We start from the raw sequence: 17,077 nt of genomic DNA on the forward strand, positions 1-17,077 counted from the left end.
GAGGACCGATGCAGATCGCCCACTCGGCCGACGGGACGCCGCTGGCCTACGAGCGGTTCGGCGACACCGGTCCCGCCGTCGTGTTCGCCGCCGGGGCGCAGTGCGACCGCCGCGCCTTCGCCGTGCACGCCGGCGCGCTCGCCGCCCTCGGCCACGTCACCTACGTCTACGACCGGCGCGGACGCGGCGACAGCGGCGACACCCCGCCCTACGCCGTCGACCGCGAGATCGAGGACCTGGCCGCCGTCATCGACGCGGCGGGCGGGCGCGCCGGTGTCTTCGGGCACTCCTCCGGCGCCGTCCTGGCCGCCCGCGCCGCCCTCGCCGGGCTGCCGATCACCCGGCTGGCCCTGTACGAACCGCCCTACGGCACCGACGGCGAGGCGGGCCGCGAGCACGCCGCCTACCGCACCCGCCTCACCGAACTGCTGTCGGACGGGCAGCACGAGGACGCCGTCGAACTGTTCCTGCGCCACGTCGGCATGCCCGCGCAGGCCGTCACCGGCCTGCGCGCCGCGCCCGGCTGGGGCGCCATGGTCCGTCTCGCGCCCACGCTCGCCTACGAGGCCGCCGTCCTGGACGACGGCCTGCTGCCCGCAGGCGACCTGGCCCGGCTCGCCCCGCCCGTCCTGGCCATGGAGGGCGAGCACGGCCCCGAAGTGCTCAAACGCGCCGTGCAGGGCGTGCTGGCCGCCGTGCCCGCCGCGCAGCACGCCGTCCTGAAGGACCAGGACCACAACGTCACGCCCGAGGCGCTGGCCCCGGAACTCGCGGTGTTCTTCGCCGGTTGAGCGCTCAGCCGGTGGTGATCCAGCGGACGCCGTGCGCCTCGGTCGGGTCGGGCTGCTCCCACCGGCGCAGCAGCCGCTCGACGACCGCCTCGGGCACCGGCGCGGCGCGGGCGAGGTTGCGGCGCCGCAGCACCGGTGGCGGCGCCTCCACCGCGACGATCTCCACCCGCGCGTTGTAGGCGGCGGCCAGGCCCGTGCACCGGTCGCGGACGTCCCGCGACAGGTTCGTGCCGTTCCACGCGAACGACTCGCGCGCCCGCAGATGCTCGCGGGCGCGCGCGTACGCCGCCGCCGCGACGGCCCGCTGGTCACCGGCCGGATCGACGCCCAGCTCGGCGCGCAGCGCGTCCAGGCCCACCACCGGCACGTCCGGGAGACGGGCGGCCAGCCAGGTGTCCTTGCCCGCCGCCGGGAGCCCCGACATGATCGTCACCGTCGGCCCGGTGTCGTCCCAGGCGTCGTAGTCCGGATCGCGGCCCGGCTTGCGGAACCACCAGAACCGCGCGTGCGGCGAGGGGAACCGGCGCGGGCCGGTCAGGCACTCCTGCTCGGCGCAGTACTGCTCGTACAGCGCGATGTTCTCCAGGATCTCGGCGGTGTCGCCGCAGATCCGGCCGAGCAGGTCGGCCGTCGCCAGCAGCACCAGGTCGTCGTTGCGGGCCAGCAGGCTCACCCGGAACGCGATCGCCGCCAGGTCCGGGCGCTCCAGCGCCCAGAACGGCACCTGGTGGTGGCGCACCAGCGCCGCGACGTGCTCGCGCCACTCCGGCGGCGCGCCCAGCTCCCACAGGACGCGGCGCGCCATCAGGTCGCCGCGCCGCGAGTGGCCGTGGGCGGTGACGCGGCCGTCGGCGTCGGTCCGCGTGCAGTACGGCTTGGCGACGTCGTGCAGGAGCACCGCCGCGAACAGCCGCACCCGTTCCTCCGCCGGACGCGCCCGCCACGCGGGCAGCCCGGCCAGCGCCTCGCACGCCATCCGGGTGTGCACCGCGACGTCGCCCTCGGCGTGGTGCAGCCGGTCCTGCGGCACGCCCTCCAGCCGCCGCACCCACGCGAACGCCGCCGCGACGTCGTCCCAGGGCACCTCCCAGCGCGGCGGCGCCGGGCACAGCTCAGCGAACACGCGCATACAGCGCCTCCGGATCGGCCAGGGCGTTGGCGACGATCGGCCGGTCGTGCCAGTGCGAGCCCGCGTCCCTGATCGCCGTCAGGAACGAGGCCCGCACCCACTTGTAGCGGCCGACCGTCCGGCCGTCCTCCTCGACCTTGACGTAGAGGCCCTCCATCTCCTCGGCCGCGTCGGTCTCGGCGGCCGTGCGGGCCGGGTCGGCGCCGCCCGCGACGGCCGCCTCGGCCAGCGCCTCCCGCCAGCGCGGCGTCCGGCACGTGGACGGGCCCACCAGCGCCGTCAACGCCGCCGCGTCCCGCACCTCGCCGGTGTGCAGGACGGGCACGCCCACGACGGGCGTGCCCGCCAGCAGCGCGTCGCGGCGCGCGGTGGACAGGAACGTCCCGAACTGCCGCTCGCGCGGTCCGCCCGCCAGGTAGTGGCCCCGGCTCTGCAACAGCAGCGTTCCCGCCGCGTCGAAGCTGATCCCGGCGTTGGCGCCGTCCAGCTTCTCCTCCACGACCAGGTGGCGGCCCGCGATCTCCGCGAACGGCGCCGCCGCCAGGTCGTGGTCCCCGGGCTGGAGCCGCGACCCGGCCAGATGCCGGGTCCGGGGATATCTGTGCATCATGGACACCGTTGTAGCGAGTCGCCGTCTCGGCGGTACAGCGGTTTTCCGGCGCCGTCCGCCCGTCCGCCGGGCGCGGCGGGCGGACGCGCGACGTCAGCGGGGCTCCACCAGCACCCGCTCGGGCGCGCGGGTCAGCAACCCCGTCTCCACCGGGACGAAGCCCTCGGCGTAGCCGAACTCCGGCAGCGTCTCCAGCAGGATGCGCACCCCGATCTCCGCCTCCATCCGGGCGAGCTGCGACCCCAGACAGAAGTGGCGGCCCGCGCCGAACGCCAGATGGGTCGCCGCGCCGGTGAACTCGCGGTCCACCGACGCCGGACGGAACGGGTCGAACCGGTCGGGGTCCGCGAACCGCGCCGGGTCGCGGTTGGCCGCGCCGATCAGGCACGCCACCGTCGCCCCGTCCGGCACGCGTCCCGACGGCAGGTCCACCGCCCCGTCGGCCTGCCGCAGGATCACGTGCACCGGCGGGTTGCGGCGCAGCGACTCGGCCCACACCGGCGCGATCAGGTCCGCGTCCGCCCGCACGGCCGCCAGCAGCCCGGGATCGTCCAGCAGGTTGGTCAGCATCGACGCCATCGCCCGGTCGGTCGTCTCGCCGCCCGCGCCCAGCAGCGCCCCGCAGAACCCCATGATCATGTCGTCGGGCAGCGGCGCGCCGTCCACCTCCACCGAGCACAGCACCGACAGCAGGTCGTCGGCCGGACATCGCCGCCGCGCCGCCACGAACGGTTCCAGGTAGGCGTACAGCTCGTCGCGCGACGAGAGCCCCCGCGCCAGCGTCGCCGGGTCCTGCCGGTAGTTGCCCAGGTAGGAGAAGCCCGCCCGGTACCAGTCCTGGAACAGCGGCGCGTCCCGCGCGGGCAGCCCCAGCGCCTCCACCACAACGTTGATCGGCAGGTGGTGGCAGAAGCCCTCCACCAGGTCGGCCCGGCCGTGCTCGCGCAGCCGCGCGGCGACGCCCGCCGCCAGCCGCCGCGCCGTCGACTCGATCGACGCCGTCAGCCGCGCCAGCGCCCGCCCCCGGAACGCCGGCGTCAGGAACGCCCGGTGCGCGGTGTGCTCGCGGCCCTCCATCTGCATGACCGTGACGCCGAACATCGGGGCGAGCTGCCAGCCGTAGTTGCGCGGCGTCAGCCGGGGCTCGGTCAGCGCCGCGCGCACGTCGGCGTGGCGGCTGACGAGCCAGGCGTCCAGCGGCTCGTCGCGCACCACCGGGAACTCCTCGCGCAGCCGCGCGTACAGCGGATACGGGTCGCGCTCGAACGCCGGCCACAGCAGGCTCGGCGGCGTGCGGCGCGTGTCGACGTCGGCCGCCGCCTGCCAGTGGTAGCGCGGCACCGACCGGTGCCAGTCCAGCGACGCGCGCAGCACCCCCGCCAGCCGCGCCGCGTAGTGGGCGTCGGCGCCCGGCGCGGCGCGCTCGAAGTCCGCGACGCGGCCCGCCAGCATCGCGTGCGCGAGGTCGACCGCGTCCTGCCAGGAACCCCCGCGCTCGTCGCGCAGCAGGCACACCAGGTTGGCGGGCTCACCGAACGCCAGGTCCTTCTCCAGCGAGTACACGTCGTTGGTCCAGGCCAGCACGTCGGCGGCGGCCTCGCGCAGCTCCGCCGGACGGGCCCCCGCCGCCACGACGTGGTCGTCGGCGGCCTCCATCAGCGCGAAGAACAGCTCGGCGCCGAACAGGTCGCGGCGCTCGCGGACGTACCCCTGCACGTCCATCGTCTTGCACTCGTCGCGGCGGTGCACCAGGTCGCACTGCGCCCACAGGTGGCGGGCCAGCGCCGCCGCGAATCGGTCCTGCCACGCCTGGCCCGCCAGCGCGGCCGTGCGCGGCCACAGGTCACCGGCGAGCGCGCGCAGCATCGGCTCCTCGCCCAGGCCGCCGTGCGGGACCTCGGTGCCGCGCACCACCGCCAGCACCCGCTCGGTGAACCGGACCAGCGTCCCGTCGGTGGCCCACGGGCCGTCGTCGATGCGGTCGTCCAGCAGCAGGATCCACACGAACCAGTCCATCGCGACGGCCGCGCGGGCCGCCGGGGCGGTGCCGGTCAGCGCCAGCCCCAGCTCCAGGTTGCGGCCGGTGGACAGCCGCTCGTGGCCGCGCGGACCCAGGACGCCGTGCTCCAGCGCCCGGTCGCAGGCTCCGGCGCGCAGCGCGGCGGCGTCGGGCCGGGACGGCGGGGGAGCGAAGGGCAGGGTCAGGTCCGGCAGCCGGAAGGCGGCCGGACACCCGGCGTCGGCTTCGGTGAACGGGGACGGGGCGTCGTGCGTCGTATCGATGGGGGTCACGGCACCTCGTCCCGGTCGATCGGGAGCGGCGGAAACGTTTCGGTCATGCCGCGGGGCATGGCCACCTCCGGGGATAGGGTTCGCGTTCGTGCTCCGCAATCTGCGCCATCGCCACGCGCTACGGCGCGCGCCGCGCCCGCGTTGGACCGGGCTTTACCCTCGGACCCGCGCCGTCTCGCATCCTGACACGCGAGTTTCGGACGCCCGAAAATTCGGGACGGCTGTGATCAGGGACTGCGGACCGGGACGGTCGCGTCCGCCGGGTCCGGGCGCCCCGGACGGCCCCGCACCGGAATCGCCGGGATCAGCGCCGCCGCCAGCAGCGCGGCGCCCGCGCCGATGAGCAGCCCCACGCGGATGCCGTCGCGCGAGGGGACGTCCACCGCGCCGAGCGGGACCGTCAGCCGGGCCAGCGCCACGGCGAGCACAGCGCTGGACAGCGACATCCCGACCGTCCGCGCCAGCGAGTTCAGCCCGTTGGCCGACGCGGTCTCCGCCGGCGGCACCGCCCCCATGATCAGCGCGGGCATCGCCGCGTACGCCAGCCCGACGCCGCCGCTGATCACCGCGGAGAACACCAGCAGCCCCCACGGCGAACCCATGAGCGGCAGGCCGAGCAGGTATCCGGCCGCGATCGTCAGCGCCCCGGCCAGCAACGTGGTGCGCGGGCCGCGCGCCCGCGACAGCCGCGCGGCGGGCGGGGCCGTCACCATCATCATCAGGCCGCCCGGCGCCATCCACAGCCCGGCCTCCACCATGGACAGCCCGTGCCCGTACCCCGTCGCGGCCGGGAGCTGGAGGACCTGCGGCGCCAGCAGCGACAGCGCGTACATCGCGAACCCGACCAGGACGGACGCCAGGTTCGTCACCAGCACCTGGCGGCGCGCGCTGGTGCGCAGGTCGATCAGCGGCGCGTCCGTGCGCAGCTCCCACCACGCCCACACGGCGAACACGGCGGCGGCGCCACCGGCCAGGCCGAGCGTGCGCGGGCTCGTCCAGCCCCAGTCGCCGCCCTTGGAGACCACCAGCAGGAACGCCGGGAGGGCCGCCAGCAGCCCGGCGGTGCCCGGGACGTCGAACCGCGCGGGCACGGCCCGCGCCGGCGAGGCGGGCACCACGGCCCGGACGAGCACCGCCATCAGCGCGCCCAGCCCCGCCGCCGCCCAGAACAGCGCCCGCCACCCGGCGTGCTGCGCCAGCAGCGCCGCCAGCGGCAGCCCGAGCGCGCCGCCCACGCCCAGCGACGAGCTCATCAGCCCCACCGCCGGGCCCAGCCGCTCGGGCGGCAGCGCGTCCCGCATCGCGCTGATCCCGAGCGCGATCACCGGCAGGCCGAGACCCTGCAACGCCCGTCCGGCCACGACCGGCACCAGCGACCCCGACAGCGCGCACACCGCCGAGCCCGCCGCCATCGCCGTCAGGCACGCCAGCAGCATCCGCCGCTTGCCGTACAGGTCGCCGAGGCGGCCTGCGACGGGCGTGGCGACCGCGCCCGCCAGCAGCGTCGCGGTGATCGCCCATGACGCGTTCGCCGCGCCGGTGCCCAAGATCCGGGGGAGGTCGGGGATCAGCGGGACGATCAGTGTCATCATCAGCGACACGACGATGCCCGCGCCCGCGAGCACGGCCACGACGGCGCCGCCGCGCGCGGCGGGCTGGGATGCGCTCACGACGCTCCGTTCGGGGGACGGCGCCTGTACCGTGCGTGCTACACAATGCGTGCATCCTACATAGCCGGGATGCGGGCCGAACGGCGGAAAGGACCCTTCATGCAGGACCCGCTGAGCACGCTCGAACGCGAGCTGATGCTGCTCGGCCGGCACGCCGCCATCGGCGCCGTCCGCGACGGCGCGTCCACCGGACGCCTGGAGCGCAGCGCCTACCTGCTGCTGCGCCGCATCGACGCCGAGGGCCCGCTGACGATCGGGCAGCTCGCCGCCGCGTTCGGGCTGGACGTCTCCACCGTCAACCGGCAGACCGCCGCGATGCTGCGCTCCGGCGTCGTCGAGCGCATCCCCGACCCCGACGGCGGCATGGCCCGCAAGTTCCGGATCACCGCCGAGGGCGCCCGCCGCCTGGACCGGGACCGGCAGTGGGCGATGGGCGGCCTGTCCCGGGTGCTGTCGGGCTGGGACGCCGCCGACGTCACCGATCTCACCCGCCTGCTCACCCTCCTCAACACCAGCATCGAGGACCGGGAGGGCCGCCCCTGGCCCCGCGACGACGAGCACGCCCGCTCCTGACGCGGGTCAGCCGGTGGGCGGGCCGAACCAGCGGGCGAGGTGGCCGTCCAGGTCCCGCTGGTCGTCACCGATCCAGGCGACGTGGCCGTCCGGGCGCAGCAGCACGCACGGAGCGTCCAGGTCGGCGGTGGGGTCCGGCAGGTGGTCGACCCGGTCCGACCAGCCGTCGGCGCGCAGGCGCGCGGTGCGGTCCAGCAGGAGGCCGCGGCCGTGCCGGAGCAGGCCGTAGAGGCGGCCCCCGGCCACGTCGAGGTCGGGCAGGCGGCGGCCGAGCAGGACGGGGCCGTCACCGAGGTCGTAGCGGACGCCGGTCGCGGTGATCTTCTCGGTCAGGCGGCGGTTCACCTCCTCGATGCCGATCAGCTCGGTGAGCAGCCTGCGCACCGCCTGCGACCCCGGCTCGGCGGACAGCAGTTCGGTCTGGGCGCGGGTGTTGTCCAGCACGTCGGCGGCGACGGGACGACGCTCGGCCTCGTAGGTGTCCAGCAGCGCGTCCGGTGCCCGGCCGTGGACGTGCGCGGCGAGTTTCCAGCCGAGGTTGACGGCGTCCTGGACGCCCAGGTTGAGGCCCTGCCCGCCGATGGGCGGGTGGATGTGCGCCGCGTCTCCGGCCAGCAGCACGCGCCCGACCCGGTACCGCTCGGCCAGCCGGGTCGCGTCACCGAAACGGGAGAGCCAGCGCGGGGAATGGACGCCGAAATCCGTTCCGGCGACGGCGCGCAACTGCGTCCGGAAATCGTCGAGGGTGGGCGGCCGCGTCCGGTCACCGACCTCCGCCGCGGGGACGACGACGCTGTAGATTCCGCCGCCGAAGGGCCGGAGCCAGAAGCGCCGCTGGGCGCCGCCGACCTTCGCCGCGATCTCCTCCGGCGAGGCGCCGACCTCCATCTCGCCCATCAGCGTCTCGGTCCGCGCGGGCTCGCCGGGGAAACCGACGCCGAGCCGTTTGCGGACGGTGCTGCGCGCGCCGTCGCAGCCGACGAGAAAACGCGCGCGCAGCCTTTCCCCGTCGTCCAGTTCGACGGTGACGCCCGCGTCGTCCTGCGCGAATCCGGTCACCGCGCGGCCCCGCCGGACCTCGGCGCCCAGCGCGGTGGCGTGCTCTTCCAGCAGGCGGACGACGACCGGCTGCGGAATGCCGAGCTGGTAGGCGTACGGGGAATCCAGATGGGTGGGCGCGGGCGCGGGAAGGGCGGCGAAGAGGCCGCCGAGCGGGCGCCGCCGTCCGTTCTCCAGGAGCCGGTCCAGCAGCCCGCGCATCGCCATCAGTTCGAGGCTGCGGACGTGCAGGCTGACGATGCGGACGAAGGACGCGGGCTCGATCTCCCGTTCCAGCACGAGGACCCGCACCTCGTGGAGACGGAGTTCGGCGGCCAGCATCGCGCCGGCCGGACCGCATCCGGCGATGACGACGTCAGTTGCGAAAGCAGAATGCATCGGTGGTGCCTTTCGGGAAAGCCCAGTGAAAGGGCGCTCCCGGCGACACCTGCGTCAGTCGCCCGACCGTGACGGGACGGGGAGCACCCACGGCGCTACAGCGTTCATGGGACTCACCTCCTCGGGCGGGGTCGCGGCCGTCCGCAAGGTACAAGGCCGGGCGTCGCCGCGTCCAGCGCTTTATCCGCGCAGCCCGTTCAGGACCGTGTCCACCAGGCGGTCGGCGTAGGCGTGGTCCAGGGGGCCGGTGCGTTCGAGCCAGCGGTTGCGCAGCGTGCCCCACAGGATCTCCACGGCCAGGTCGAGATCGAGGTCGGCGGGCAGTTCGCCCGCGCGCTGCGCGCTGCGCAGGCGGGCGCGCTTCAGCTCGCGCATCGGGGCGTCCAGCCGTTCGGCGTAGGTCGCGGCGAGGGCGGGGTCGAGCAGGATCTCGGTGGTGAGCGCGCGCATCGGCTCGCTCATGGCCGGGTCGTTCAGCTCGTCGACGGTGGCGTGCAGGACGAGCTTGAGGTCGGCGGCCAGGTCGCCGGTGTCGGGCAGGGACGCGTCCGCGCCCTCGGAGCCTGCGGCGAGCAGGAGGAAAGCGTCGAACAGCACGGCGCCCTTGGACGGCCACCAGCGGTAGATCGTCTGCTTGCCGACGCCCGCGCGGGCGGCGATGCCCTCGATGCTGAGCCTCCCGTAGCCGACCTCGCCGACCAGCTCGAACGCGGCCGTCAGGATGGCGCGGCGCGAGGACTCGCGGCGGCGGGTGGCGTCGGGGGCCTTGCGGCTCTGCGTCGTCATGGCGGCGATCCTATCCGAACAAGACGAGACGGACCGTCTTGACAAGTCGCCACGGATGATGCAGAGTGGGGCCCGTTCGCGAGACGGATCGTCTCGTTGGTCGACGAAAGGGCACTCCCATACAGCTTCCGGCATCCCCTCCTCAGCCCCGCCGCACCCCGTTCCGCGCGGGCGGCGTGCACGCGGACCCGTCATCGCTCCGAACCGATCGGCCCGGCCGAGACAAGGGGGACAGCTCTGTGCGCACCTCACAACTCGCACTCCACGACCTCACCAAGCGCTACGACGACCGGCTCGTCCTGAACCGCGTGACCTGCACCGTCCGTCCCGGCGAGAAGGTCGGCGTCATCGGTGACAACGGCTCGGGCAAGAGCACGCTGCTCCGCGTCCTGGCGGGCGTCGAGGGCTTCGACTCCGGTGAGCGGACGGTCGTCGCGGACGGCGGCGTCGGCCACCTGGCGCAGGCGCTGCCGCTTCCGCTCGACGCGACCGTCCAGGACGCCGTCGACCTCGCGCTGGCCGACCTGCGCGCGATCGAGACCGCGCTGCGCCGCGCCGAAGCCGTCCTCGCCACGGCGACCGGCGCGGCCCTGGACGCCGCGCAGGCCGGGTACGCCGCGCTCGTGGAGCGCTACGAGGCCCGGGGCGGCTACGAGGCGGAGACGCGGGTCGGCATCGCGCTGCACGGACTGGGCCTGCCGCACCTGGACCCCGCCCGGCGGCTGGGCACCCTGTCCGGCGGCGAACGTTCCCGGCTCGCGCTGGCCGCGACGCTGGCCGCCGACCCCGAGCTGCTTCTGCTGGACGAACCCACCAACGACCTGGACGACCAGGCCGTCGCCTGGCTGGAGGAACGCCTGCGCCGCCACCGGGGCACGGTCGTCGCCGTGACCCACGACCGGGTGTTCCTCGAACGGTTCACCACCACGATCCTGGAGGTCGACGCGGGCACGATCACCCGCTACGGCGACGGCTACGACGGCTACCGGACCGCCAAGGCCGCCGAACGCCGGCGGCGGCTCCGCGAACACGCCGAATGGAAGGACGAGCTGGCCCGCAACCGGCGGCTCGCCGCCGCCAACGTCGCCCGGCTGGACGCCATCCCCCGCAAGGTCCCGCTGAGCGTCTTCGGGCACGGCGGCTTCCGGGCTCGGGGGCGCGGGCACGGCGCGATGGTACGGATTCGCAACGCCAAGGAACGCGCCGAACGCCTCACCGCCGCGCCCGTGGCACCGCCCGCCGACCCGCTCGTCCTCACCGCCGACCTGCGCGGCGGCGGCGTGGCCGGGACCGGACCGGCCGCCGAGCTGACGGGCGTGTCCGTCGGGGACCGCCTCCAGGTGGGCTCGCTGCGCATCCGGCCCGGCGAACGGCTCCTGGTCACCGGCCCCAACGGCGCCGGGAAGAGCACGCTCATGCGCGTGCTGGCCGGGGAGCTGCGCCCGGACGGCGGCGCGGTGCGCGTCGCCGGGCGCGTCGGCCACCTGCGCCAGGACGAGACGCCCTGGCCTCCCGGCTGCACCGTCCTGGAAGCGTTCGCGCAAGGCCGCGACGGCGACCCGGAGGACCACGCCGACGCGCTGCTCGCCCTCGGCCTGTTCGAGGCGGCCGAACTGCGGCTGCGCGTCGGCGTCCTGTCCTACGGGCAGCGGCGCCGGATCGAACTGGCCCGGCTGGTCGCGGAGCCGGTGGACCTGCTCCTGCTGGACGAGCCCACCAACCACCTCGCGCCCGCCCTCGTTGAGGAACTGGAGGACGCCCTGACCGACTACCCGGGCGCGCTGGCGATCGTTACGCACGACCGCCGGATGCGCGCCCGCTTCACCGGATCGCACCTGGTCCTGCGCGACGGCCGGGTGGCCGAGTACGCGGCCGCGTGACGCCGCGTGGGCGGCGGCGCTCAGGCGAGCATGCCGCCGTCCACCGGCACGACCGCGCCGGTCACGTAGGAGGCGCGGTCGCTCAGCAGCCACGCCGCCGCCTGCGCGATCTCCAGCGGGTCGGCGGCGCGGCCCAGCGGCGTCCGCGCGTTGAGCCCGTCGATGACGCCGGGCGACACCGCGTCCCACGCGTGCAGCATCTCGGTCAGCGTCGTGCCGGGCGCGATCGCGTTGACGCGGATGTTCTCCGGGCCGTAGGTGACGGCGGCCGACGCGGTGAGACTGTTCACCGCCCGCTTCATCGCCGCGTAGGCGGGGAGTTCGGGGTTGCCCATCAGGCTCCCGACACTGCTGGTGTTGAGGATCGCGCCCGCGCCCGCCGTCGCCCGGATCGCCTTCACCTCGGCGGCCATCGCCAGCCACGTGCCCTTGAGGTTCACCGCGTAGACGTGGTCGAGGTCGGCTTCCTCGGCCTCGTCCAGCGGCCCCGGCGGGGCGATCGTGGCGCCGTTGTTGAACGCGACGTCCAGGCGTCCGTGCAGCTCGACGGCCCGGTCGACGGCGGCGCGGACCGACGCCGCGTCCGCCAGGTCGCAGCGGACGTGGTCGGCGACGCCGCCCGCCGCGCGGATGTCCTCGGCGACGGACTTCAGCTCGTCCTCGGTGCGGGCCGCGAGCAGGACGCGGGCGCCCTCGCGGGCGAACAGACGTGCGGCGGCGGCGCCGATGCCGCGCCCGGCGCCGGTGACGAAGGCGACCTTGCCGGCCAGCAGGCCCGCCGTCACCGTGGTGGTTGTCGTGGTCATGCCGTTCAGCCTGCTGTGACCGAAGCCTCCGTAGCCAGGCACCGCCGGTACCTGGCTGGGCGGGCGGCGGCCGAGCACACTGGACCCGTGGACAGAGCAGAGCTGGCCGCGTTCCTGCGCAGCCGACGCGAGCGGATCGCCCCCGCCGACGTCGGCCTGCCCGCCGGGCCGCGCCGCCGTACCCCGGGCCTGCGCCGCGAGGAGGCCGCCCGGCTCGCGCACATCTCGGTCGAGTACTACACGCGGCTGGAGCAGGCGCGCGGGCCGGTCCCGTCCCGCGAGGTGCTGGCCGGGCTCGCCCGCGCGCTGCGCCTGTCCGACGCCGAGAACGTCCACCTGCACCACCTCGCCGGCACCCCGCCCGCGCCGCCGCCGGGGCCGCCGCGCGAGGTGCGGCAGAGCGTGCTGGACCTGCTGGACCGGCTGCCGCACGCCGCCGCGCTCGTCCTGTCGGCGGCCTACGAGGTGATCGCCTGGAACGACCTCGCGGCGGCGCTGCTGGAGGACTTCTCCGCGCTGCCGCGCCGCGACCGCAACCTCGTCCGCCGCGCGTTCCTCGGCCCGCACCCCGAAGGGCGCCTGCTCTACGGCATCACGGACGGGCACGAGTTCGCCCGCACGTCCGTCCTGCACCTGCGCGGCGCCGCCGCCCGCTACCCCGGCGACCCCGAGCTGACCGCGCTCGTCCGCGAGCTGCGCGCGGGCAGCGCCGACTTCGCGCGGCTGTGGAACTCCCACGACGTGACGGCGGGCCCGACGCTGTGCAAGACGTTCCAGCACCCGCTGGTCGGGCCGGTCTCCGTCAACTGCGACGTCCTGGACATCGCCGACCGCGACCAGCGCGTCATCCTCTACACCGCCACGCCGGGTTCCCCGTCGGAGGAGGCCCTGCGCCTGCTGTCGGTGATCGGCACGCAGCGCATGGACGTCACCGGCTGAACGTCAGCTCCCCGGCGGCGGGAGGGCGGCGGCGTAGCGGTCGGCCAGCGTGCGCAGGTGGGCGACCAGTTCCGGCGGGCCGGTCACCTCGAAATCGGCGTCCAGCAGGCCCAAGTGGACCGCGAGACTCTCCACGGTGTCGGCGCCCGTGCGCAGGAGGCAGGACGCGTCGTCCACCGGCTCGACGGTGCCCACGGCGGGGCTGACGCGGGCGGCGATCGTCGCGGCGGGCGCGCGCACCGTGACCGTGGCGTGGTAGCGCCAGGCCGCCGCCGACGCCCGGCGGGACACGTACGCGGCCACGTCCTCCTCCGGCAGGGGACGCGGAGTGAACCGGGGGCCGTTGGGCACGCGGGGGACGATCCGGTCGGCGCGGAAGGTGCGCCAGGCGGCCCGGTCCACGTCCCAGGCCAGCAGGTACCAGCGGCGGCCCCAGTTCACCAGCCGGTACGGCTCGGCCTCGCGGCGCGTCGCCGCGCCCTGGTGGGCGGTGTAGTCGAACCGCAGCCGTTCGTGCGCCCGGCACGCCGCCGCCAGTGCCGTCAGCACCTCCGCGGCCACCGTCGGGCCCGGAGAATCCGCCGGGACGGCGACCGTCGCGCCGTGCAGCGTCGCGATCCGGTGCCGCAGCCGGGACGGCATCACCTGCTCCAGCTTCACCAGCGCCCGCAGCGACGCCTCGGGCAGCCCGGCGACGGACCCGCCCGTCGCGGTGCGCAGCCCCACCGCGACCGCGACCGCCTCCTCGTCGTCCAGCAGCAGCGGCGGCACGGCCGCGCCCGCGCCGAGCCGGTACCCGCCCGCCGATCCGCGCGTCGCCTCCACGGGATAGCCGAGCGACCGCAGCCGCTCGACGTCGGCGCGGACCGTCCGGCCGCTGACGCCGAGCCGGTCGGCCAGCTCGCCGCCCGTCCAGGGGCGGGGCGACTGGAGCAGGGCGAGCAGGCGCAGCAGCCGCGCGGAGGTTTCCAGCATGGACGCAGAATGCCCGACCATTAGGAACGAAGCCAGCCTAAAGGCACGCGAGAGTGGACCTCATGAACGAGATCCGCGACTTCCGCATCGACATCCCGCAGGCCGACCTCGACGACCTGGCCGCCCGCCTCGGCCGCACCCGCCACGCGGAGGAGCTTCCGCCCGGGCAGGTGACCGACGGGGTGCGGCGCGGGCCGGTCGAGCCCGGTTGGGAGTACGGGGTGCCCGGCGCGTTCGTCCGCGAGCTGACGGAGCGCTGGCGCGACGGCTTCGACTGGCGCGCGCAGGAGGCGCGGCTGAACGCCTTCCCGCAGTACACCACGGAGATCGACGGGCAGAACGTGCATTTCGTCCACGTCCGTTCGGCGGAGCCGGGCGCCGTTCCGCTCGTCCTCACCCACGGATGGCCCAGCACGTTCGTCGAGTACGTCGACCTGATCGGCCCGCTCACCGACCCCGCCGCACACGGCGGCGACCCGGCCGACGCGTTCCACGTCGTCGTCCCGTCCCTGCCCGGGTTCGGGTTCTCCGGCCCCACCCGCACGCGCGGCTGGGACGCGGCCCGCACCGCCGACGCCTGGGCCGAGCTGATGTCCCGCCTCGGCTACGACCGGTTCGGCGCGCACGGCAACGACGCGGGCGCCATCGTCAGCCCCGAGATCGGCCGCCGCCACCCCGGCCGGGTGCTCGGCGTGCACGTGAACCAGATCTTCTCGTTCCCGTCCGGCGACCCCGCCGAGCTGGCGGACCTCACCGCCGCCGAGCAGGGGTACCTGGCGTTCCTCGGCGCGTTCGTCGAGCACGCCGTGCACGACCGCGTCCAGCAGGCCCAGCCGCAGACCCTCGCGCACGCGCTGGCCGACTCCCCGGCGGGCCAGCTCGCGTGGATCGGCCAGCTCCTGGCGGGCCTGCCCGACCCGGACGTCGTCCTCACCAACGCCACGATCTACTGGCTCACCAACACCGCCGCGTCCTCGGCGCGCTTCTACTACGAGAACCACCGCGCCGAACCGGCGGCCGAGCCGACGACGTTCCCGCTCGGGCTGGCGTCGTTCGCGCACGACTTCCGCCCGCTGCGCCGCTTCGCCGACCGCGACCACACCGCGATCGTGTCGTGGAACGAGTACGACCGGGGCGGCCACTGGGCCGCCCACGACGCCCCCGACCTGCTCGTCGAGGACCTGCGCGGCTTCTTCCGCTCCTTGCGCTGACGGGCCGCTCGGGACTCGGGCGACGGTGGACGCCGCAGCGGCGCGGCGTCCACCGTCGCCGTTGCGGCCGGTCGAATCCGATTCGATGCCGTGGGTGCGGCGGACGTAGGGTCGGCGGCATGGGGTTGCAACTGGTTCAGGTGAACTACAAGGCGCGCGACGACGCGGCGCTCGGACGGTTCTGGGCGGACGCGCTCGGCTGGGGCGTCTCCAGCGAGGGGCCCGGCGTGACCAACGTCGAGCCCGTCGGCTTCGACTGGCCGGACCCCACTGCCGTGTGCATCGACGTCGTGACCGTCCCCGATCCCGAGACGGTGCGCTACCGCACGCACATCGACCTCGCGAGCACGTCCGCCGCGCACCAGGCGGAACTGGTCGCGCGGCTGACGGAGCTGGGCGCCACGCCCGCCGACATCGGCCAGGGCGACGTCCCGTGGACGGTCATGGCCGACCCGGAGGGCAACGTGTTCTGCGTGCTGGAGCCCCGCGAGATCTACCGGGACACCGGGCCGATCGCGTCGGTGAACGTCGACTGCGCCGACCCGCGCGCCATGGCGCGGTTCTGGGGCGAGGCCGTCGGCTGGACCGTCCACGAGGTGACCGACGAACGCGCGATGCTGCGCTCGGCCGAGGGCGTCGGACCGTACCTGTTCTTCTTCCGCACACCCGACCGCGAAAGCGCGCGCAGCCGAGCCCACCTCGACGTACTGCCCTACCCCGGCGGCGACCAGGCCACGGAGGTCGCCCGCCTACTGGCCCTCGGCGCGAAACCCGCCGACGTAGGCCAGGGCGACGTCTCGTGGATCGTCCTGGCGGACCCGGAGGGCAACGACTTCTGCGTACTCGGCCGCTCGAACACTGCTTGAGCACGACCTCGCCTCAGAGGCCGACGTCGCGCGCGGCCGCTCGTCCCACCGGCCGCGCTGACGGAGGTGACGGGAACCCGAGGCGGACCGGGGGATCGAGCGCCGGCGGGCGGGCTCAGAGGCCGACGTCGCGCATGGGGTGGTCGTCCCAGCGGTCGCGCTGGCGGATGTACTCGTGCACCTGGCGCGAGCGGGGGGACCAGGCGCCGATGGTCTCGATGGCGGCGGCCTTGGCGCCGGCGTCGGCCGCGCTGGTGGCGCCGCCCGCGCGCAGGCCGTGGGGGCTCCACCGCTCGGGGTCGAGGCCCGCGCGGGCGCACGCCTGCTTGAACGCGTGGCTGATCCCGGCGCCGGTCATGCGGTGACCGTCGGCTGAGCGGCCGGTGTAGCCCGGCTCTCCGGCGACGCGGCCGCGCTGGTCGACGCGGCGCAGCAACGGGCCGTCGGTGACGCCGCGCTCGCGCAGCAGCGCGATCCACTCCTGGACGGCCCGCACCGGGCAGGTCAGATGGCGGGAGCCGTACAGCAGCGGGATCTCGTGCCCGTGGCCCGCCTGGTCGGTCTTGGACGAGCGCAGCCACACCAGAAGGCCCTGGCGCACGGCGGTGACGTCCCCGATGTCCAGTGCGGCCAGCTCGCTGCGCCGTCGCATGGCGGCGAACCCCAGCACCAGCAGCGCCCGGTCCCGCGACCCCTGGGCCGTGTCGGGCAGCGCGGTCACGATCTCCCGCAGCACGTCCACGGTGACCGGCGCGGCCCGCCGGGGCCGGGGGCTCCCGCGCTCCCTGCGATAGGTGCGCAGGACGTCGGCGGCCAGCGACCCGTCGACCTTCTCCCCGGTCATCTTGCGATGCCGCGACGTGACGGCGGCGAGCTTGCGCTGAATCGTGGACGGCGCCAGCGTCCGCCCCAGGCCCCCCTCGGCCAGATGAGCGGCCCAGGACGCGAGCTGCCCGGGACTCACGGGCAGGGGACCCCGCCCGCTCGCGAAACACCACGAGTCGTACTGCTCCCAGTCCCTCTCATACGCCCGCCGCGTGTTAACGGCCTGCGCCCGCTCAATGTAAGCCGCCGCACTCCACGACAAATCACCAACGGACCCCGCCCGCGAA

General features: G+C 75.2%; 15 protein-coding genes. 6 read left to right on the plus strand and 9 right to left on the minus strand.

Annotated features, from left to right (window positions below):
- Window positions 1-8: 8 nt before the first annotated feature.
- Complete coding sequence (locus C229_RS0116980; RefSeq protein ID WP_018656284.1) at window positions 9-791, plus strand: alpha/beta fold hydrolase; 783 nt, start codon at window positions 9-11, stop codon at window positions 789-791.
- Window positions 792-795: 4 nt separating this feature from the next.
- On the opposite strand, the gene C229_RS0116985 is transcribed toward C229_RS0116980, so the two are convergent.
- The 4 genes from C229_RS0116985 to C229_RS0117000 form a co-directional block, all read right to left on the minus strand.
- Window positions 796-1,920: an AAA family ATPase gene (locus C229_RS0116985; protein WP_018656285.1), complete on the minus strand. Its 1,125-nt coding sequence runs from the start codon at window positions 1,918-1,920 to the stop codon at window positions 796-798.
- Window positions 1,904-2,530, minus strand: a complete 627-nt coding sequence (locus tag C229_RS0116990) for an RNA ligase family protein (protein WP_018656286.1) — start codon at window positions 2,528-2,530, stop codon at window positions 1,904-1,906. The genes C229_RS0116985 and C229_RS0116990 overlap by 17 nt, the downstream gene beginning before the upstream one ends.
- 93 nt (window positions 2,531-2,623) lie before the next feature.
- Window positions 2,624-4,822, minus strand: coding sequence for a cytochrome P450 (locus tag C229_RS32990; RefSeq protein WP_018656287.1), 2,199 nt, complete (start codon window positions 4,820-4,822; stop codon window positions 2,624-2,626).
- A gap of 227 nt (window positions 4,823-5,049) precedes the next feature.
- Window positions 5,050-6,492, minus strand: coding sequence for an MFS transporter (locus C229_RS0117000; RefSeq protein WP_018656288.1), 1,443 nt, complete (start codon window positions 6,490-6,492; stop codon window positions 5,050-5,052).
- 99 nt (window positions 6,493-6,591) lie between these two features.
- Between C229_RS0117000 and C229_RS0117005 the strand changes: the two genes are divergently transcribed.
- A complete protein-coding gene (locus C229_RS0117005) occupies window positions 6,592-7,065 on the plus strand; it encodes a MarR family transcriptional regulator (protein ID WP_018656289.1) in 474 nt (157 codons plus the stop codon).
- Between the two features lie 6 nt (window positions 7,066-7,071).
- Here the strand turns inward: C229_RS0117005 and C229_RS0117010 are convergent, their stop codons facing one another.
- Both C229_RS0117010 and C229_RS0117015 read right to left on the minus strand, forming a co-directional pair.
- Window positions 7,072-8,502, minus strand: coding sequence for an FAD-dependent monooxygenase (locus C229_RS0117010; RefSeq protein WP_026313875.1), 1,431 nt, complete (start codon window positions 8,500-8,502; stop codon window positions 7,072-7,074).
- A gap of 180 nt (window positions 8,503-8,682) precedes the next feature.
- Complete coding sequence (locus C229_RS0117015) at window positions 8,683-9,288, minus strand: TetR/AcrR family transcriptional regulator (RefSeq protein WP_018656291.1); 606 nt, start codon at window positions 9,286-9,288, stop codon at window positions 8,683-8,685.
- A gap of 239 nt (window positions 9,289-9,527) precedes the next feature.
- Between C229_RS0117015 and C229_RS0117020 the strand changes: the two genes are divergently transcribed.
- Window positions 9,528-11,168 carry a TlrC/CarA/OleB/SrmB family ABC-F type ribosomal protection protein gene (locus C229_RS0117020; RefSeq protein ID WP_018656292.1) on the plus strand — a complete coding sequence of 547 codons (1,641 nt, stop codon included), beginning with the start codon at window positions 9,528-9,530 and terminating at the stop codon, window positions 11,166-11,168.
- Window positions 11,169-11,188: 20 nt separating this feature from the next.
- Here C229_RS0117020 and C229_RS0117025 read toward each other — a convergent pair whose 3' ends face one another.
- Window positions 11,189-11,974 (minus strand): SDR family NAD(P)-dependent oxidoreductase, encoded by a 786-nt coding sequence (locus C229_RS0117025; protein WP_018656293.1) that lies wholly within the window; start codon window positions 11,972-11,974, stop codon window positions 11,189-11,191.
- An 87-nt stretch (window positions 11,975-12,061) separates the two neighbouring features.
- Here C229_RS0117025 and C229_RS0117030 point away from each other — a divergent pair, with 87 nt between their 5' ends.
- Window positions 12,062-12,913 (plus strand): helix-turn-helix transcriptional regulator, encoded by an 852-nt coding sequence (locus tag C229_RS0117030; protein WP_018656294.1) that lies wholly within the window; start codon window positions 12,062-12,064, stop codon window positions 12,911-12,913.
- Window positions 12,914-12,916: 3 nt separating this feature from the next.
- Here C229_RS0117030 and C229_RS0117035 read toward each other — a convergent pair whose 3' ends face one another.
- Complete coding sequence (locus tag C229_RS0117035; protein WP_018656295.1) at window positions 12,917-13,888, minus strand: helix-turn-helix transcriptional regulator; 972 nt, start codon at window positions 13,886-13,888, stop codon at window positions 12,917-12,919.
- 62 nt (window positions 13,889-13,950) lie between these two features.
- Here C229_RS0117035 and C229_RS0117040 point away from each other — a divergent pair, with 62 nt between their 5' ends.
- Both C229_RS0117040 and C229_RS0117045 read left to right on the plus strand, forming a co-directional pair.
- Entirely contained in the window at window positions 13,951-15,099 is a 1,149-nt protein-coding gene (locus C229_RS0117040; RefSeq protein WP_026313876.1) for an epoxide hydrolase family protein, read from the plus strand.
- Between the two features lie 119 nt (window positions 15,100-15,218).
- Window positions 15,219-15,965 (plus strand): VOC family protein, encoded by a 747-nt coding sequence (locus tag C229_RS0117045; RefSeq protein WP_026313877.1) that lies wholly within the window; start codon window positions 15,219-15,221, stop codon window positions 15,963-15,965.
- A 115-nt stretch (window positions 15,966-16,080) separates the two neighbouring features.
- Here C229_RS0117045 and C229_RS0117050 read toward each other — a convergent pair whose 3' ends face one another.
- On the minus strand, window positions 16,081-16,929 hold the full coding sequence (locus C229_RS0117050) for a tyrosine-type recombinase/integrase (RefSeq protein WP_018656298.1): 849 nt from the start codon (window positions 16,927-16,929) through the stop codon (window positions 16,081-16,083).
- Between the last annotated feature and the right edge of the window lie 148 nt (window positions 16,930-17,077).

This window comes from Actinomadura flavalba DSM 45200 (assembly GCF_000374305.1).
Taxonomy (GTDB): Bacteria; Actinomycetota; Actinomycetes; order Streptosporangiales; family Streptosporangiaceae; genus Spirillospora; species Spirillospora flavalba.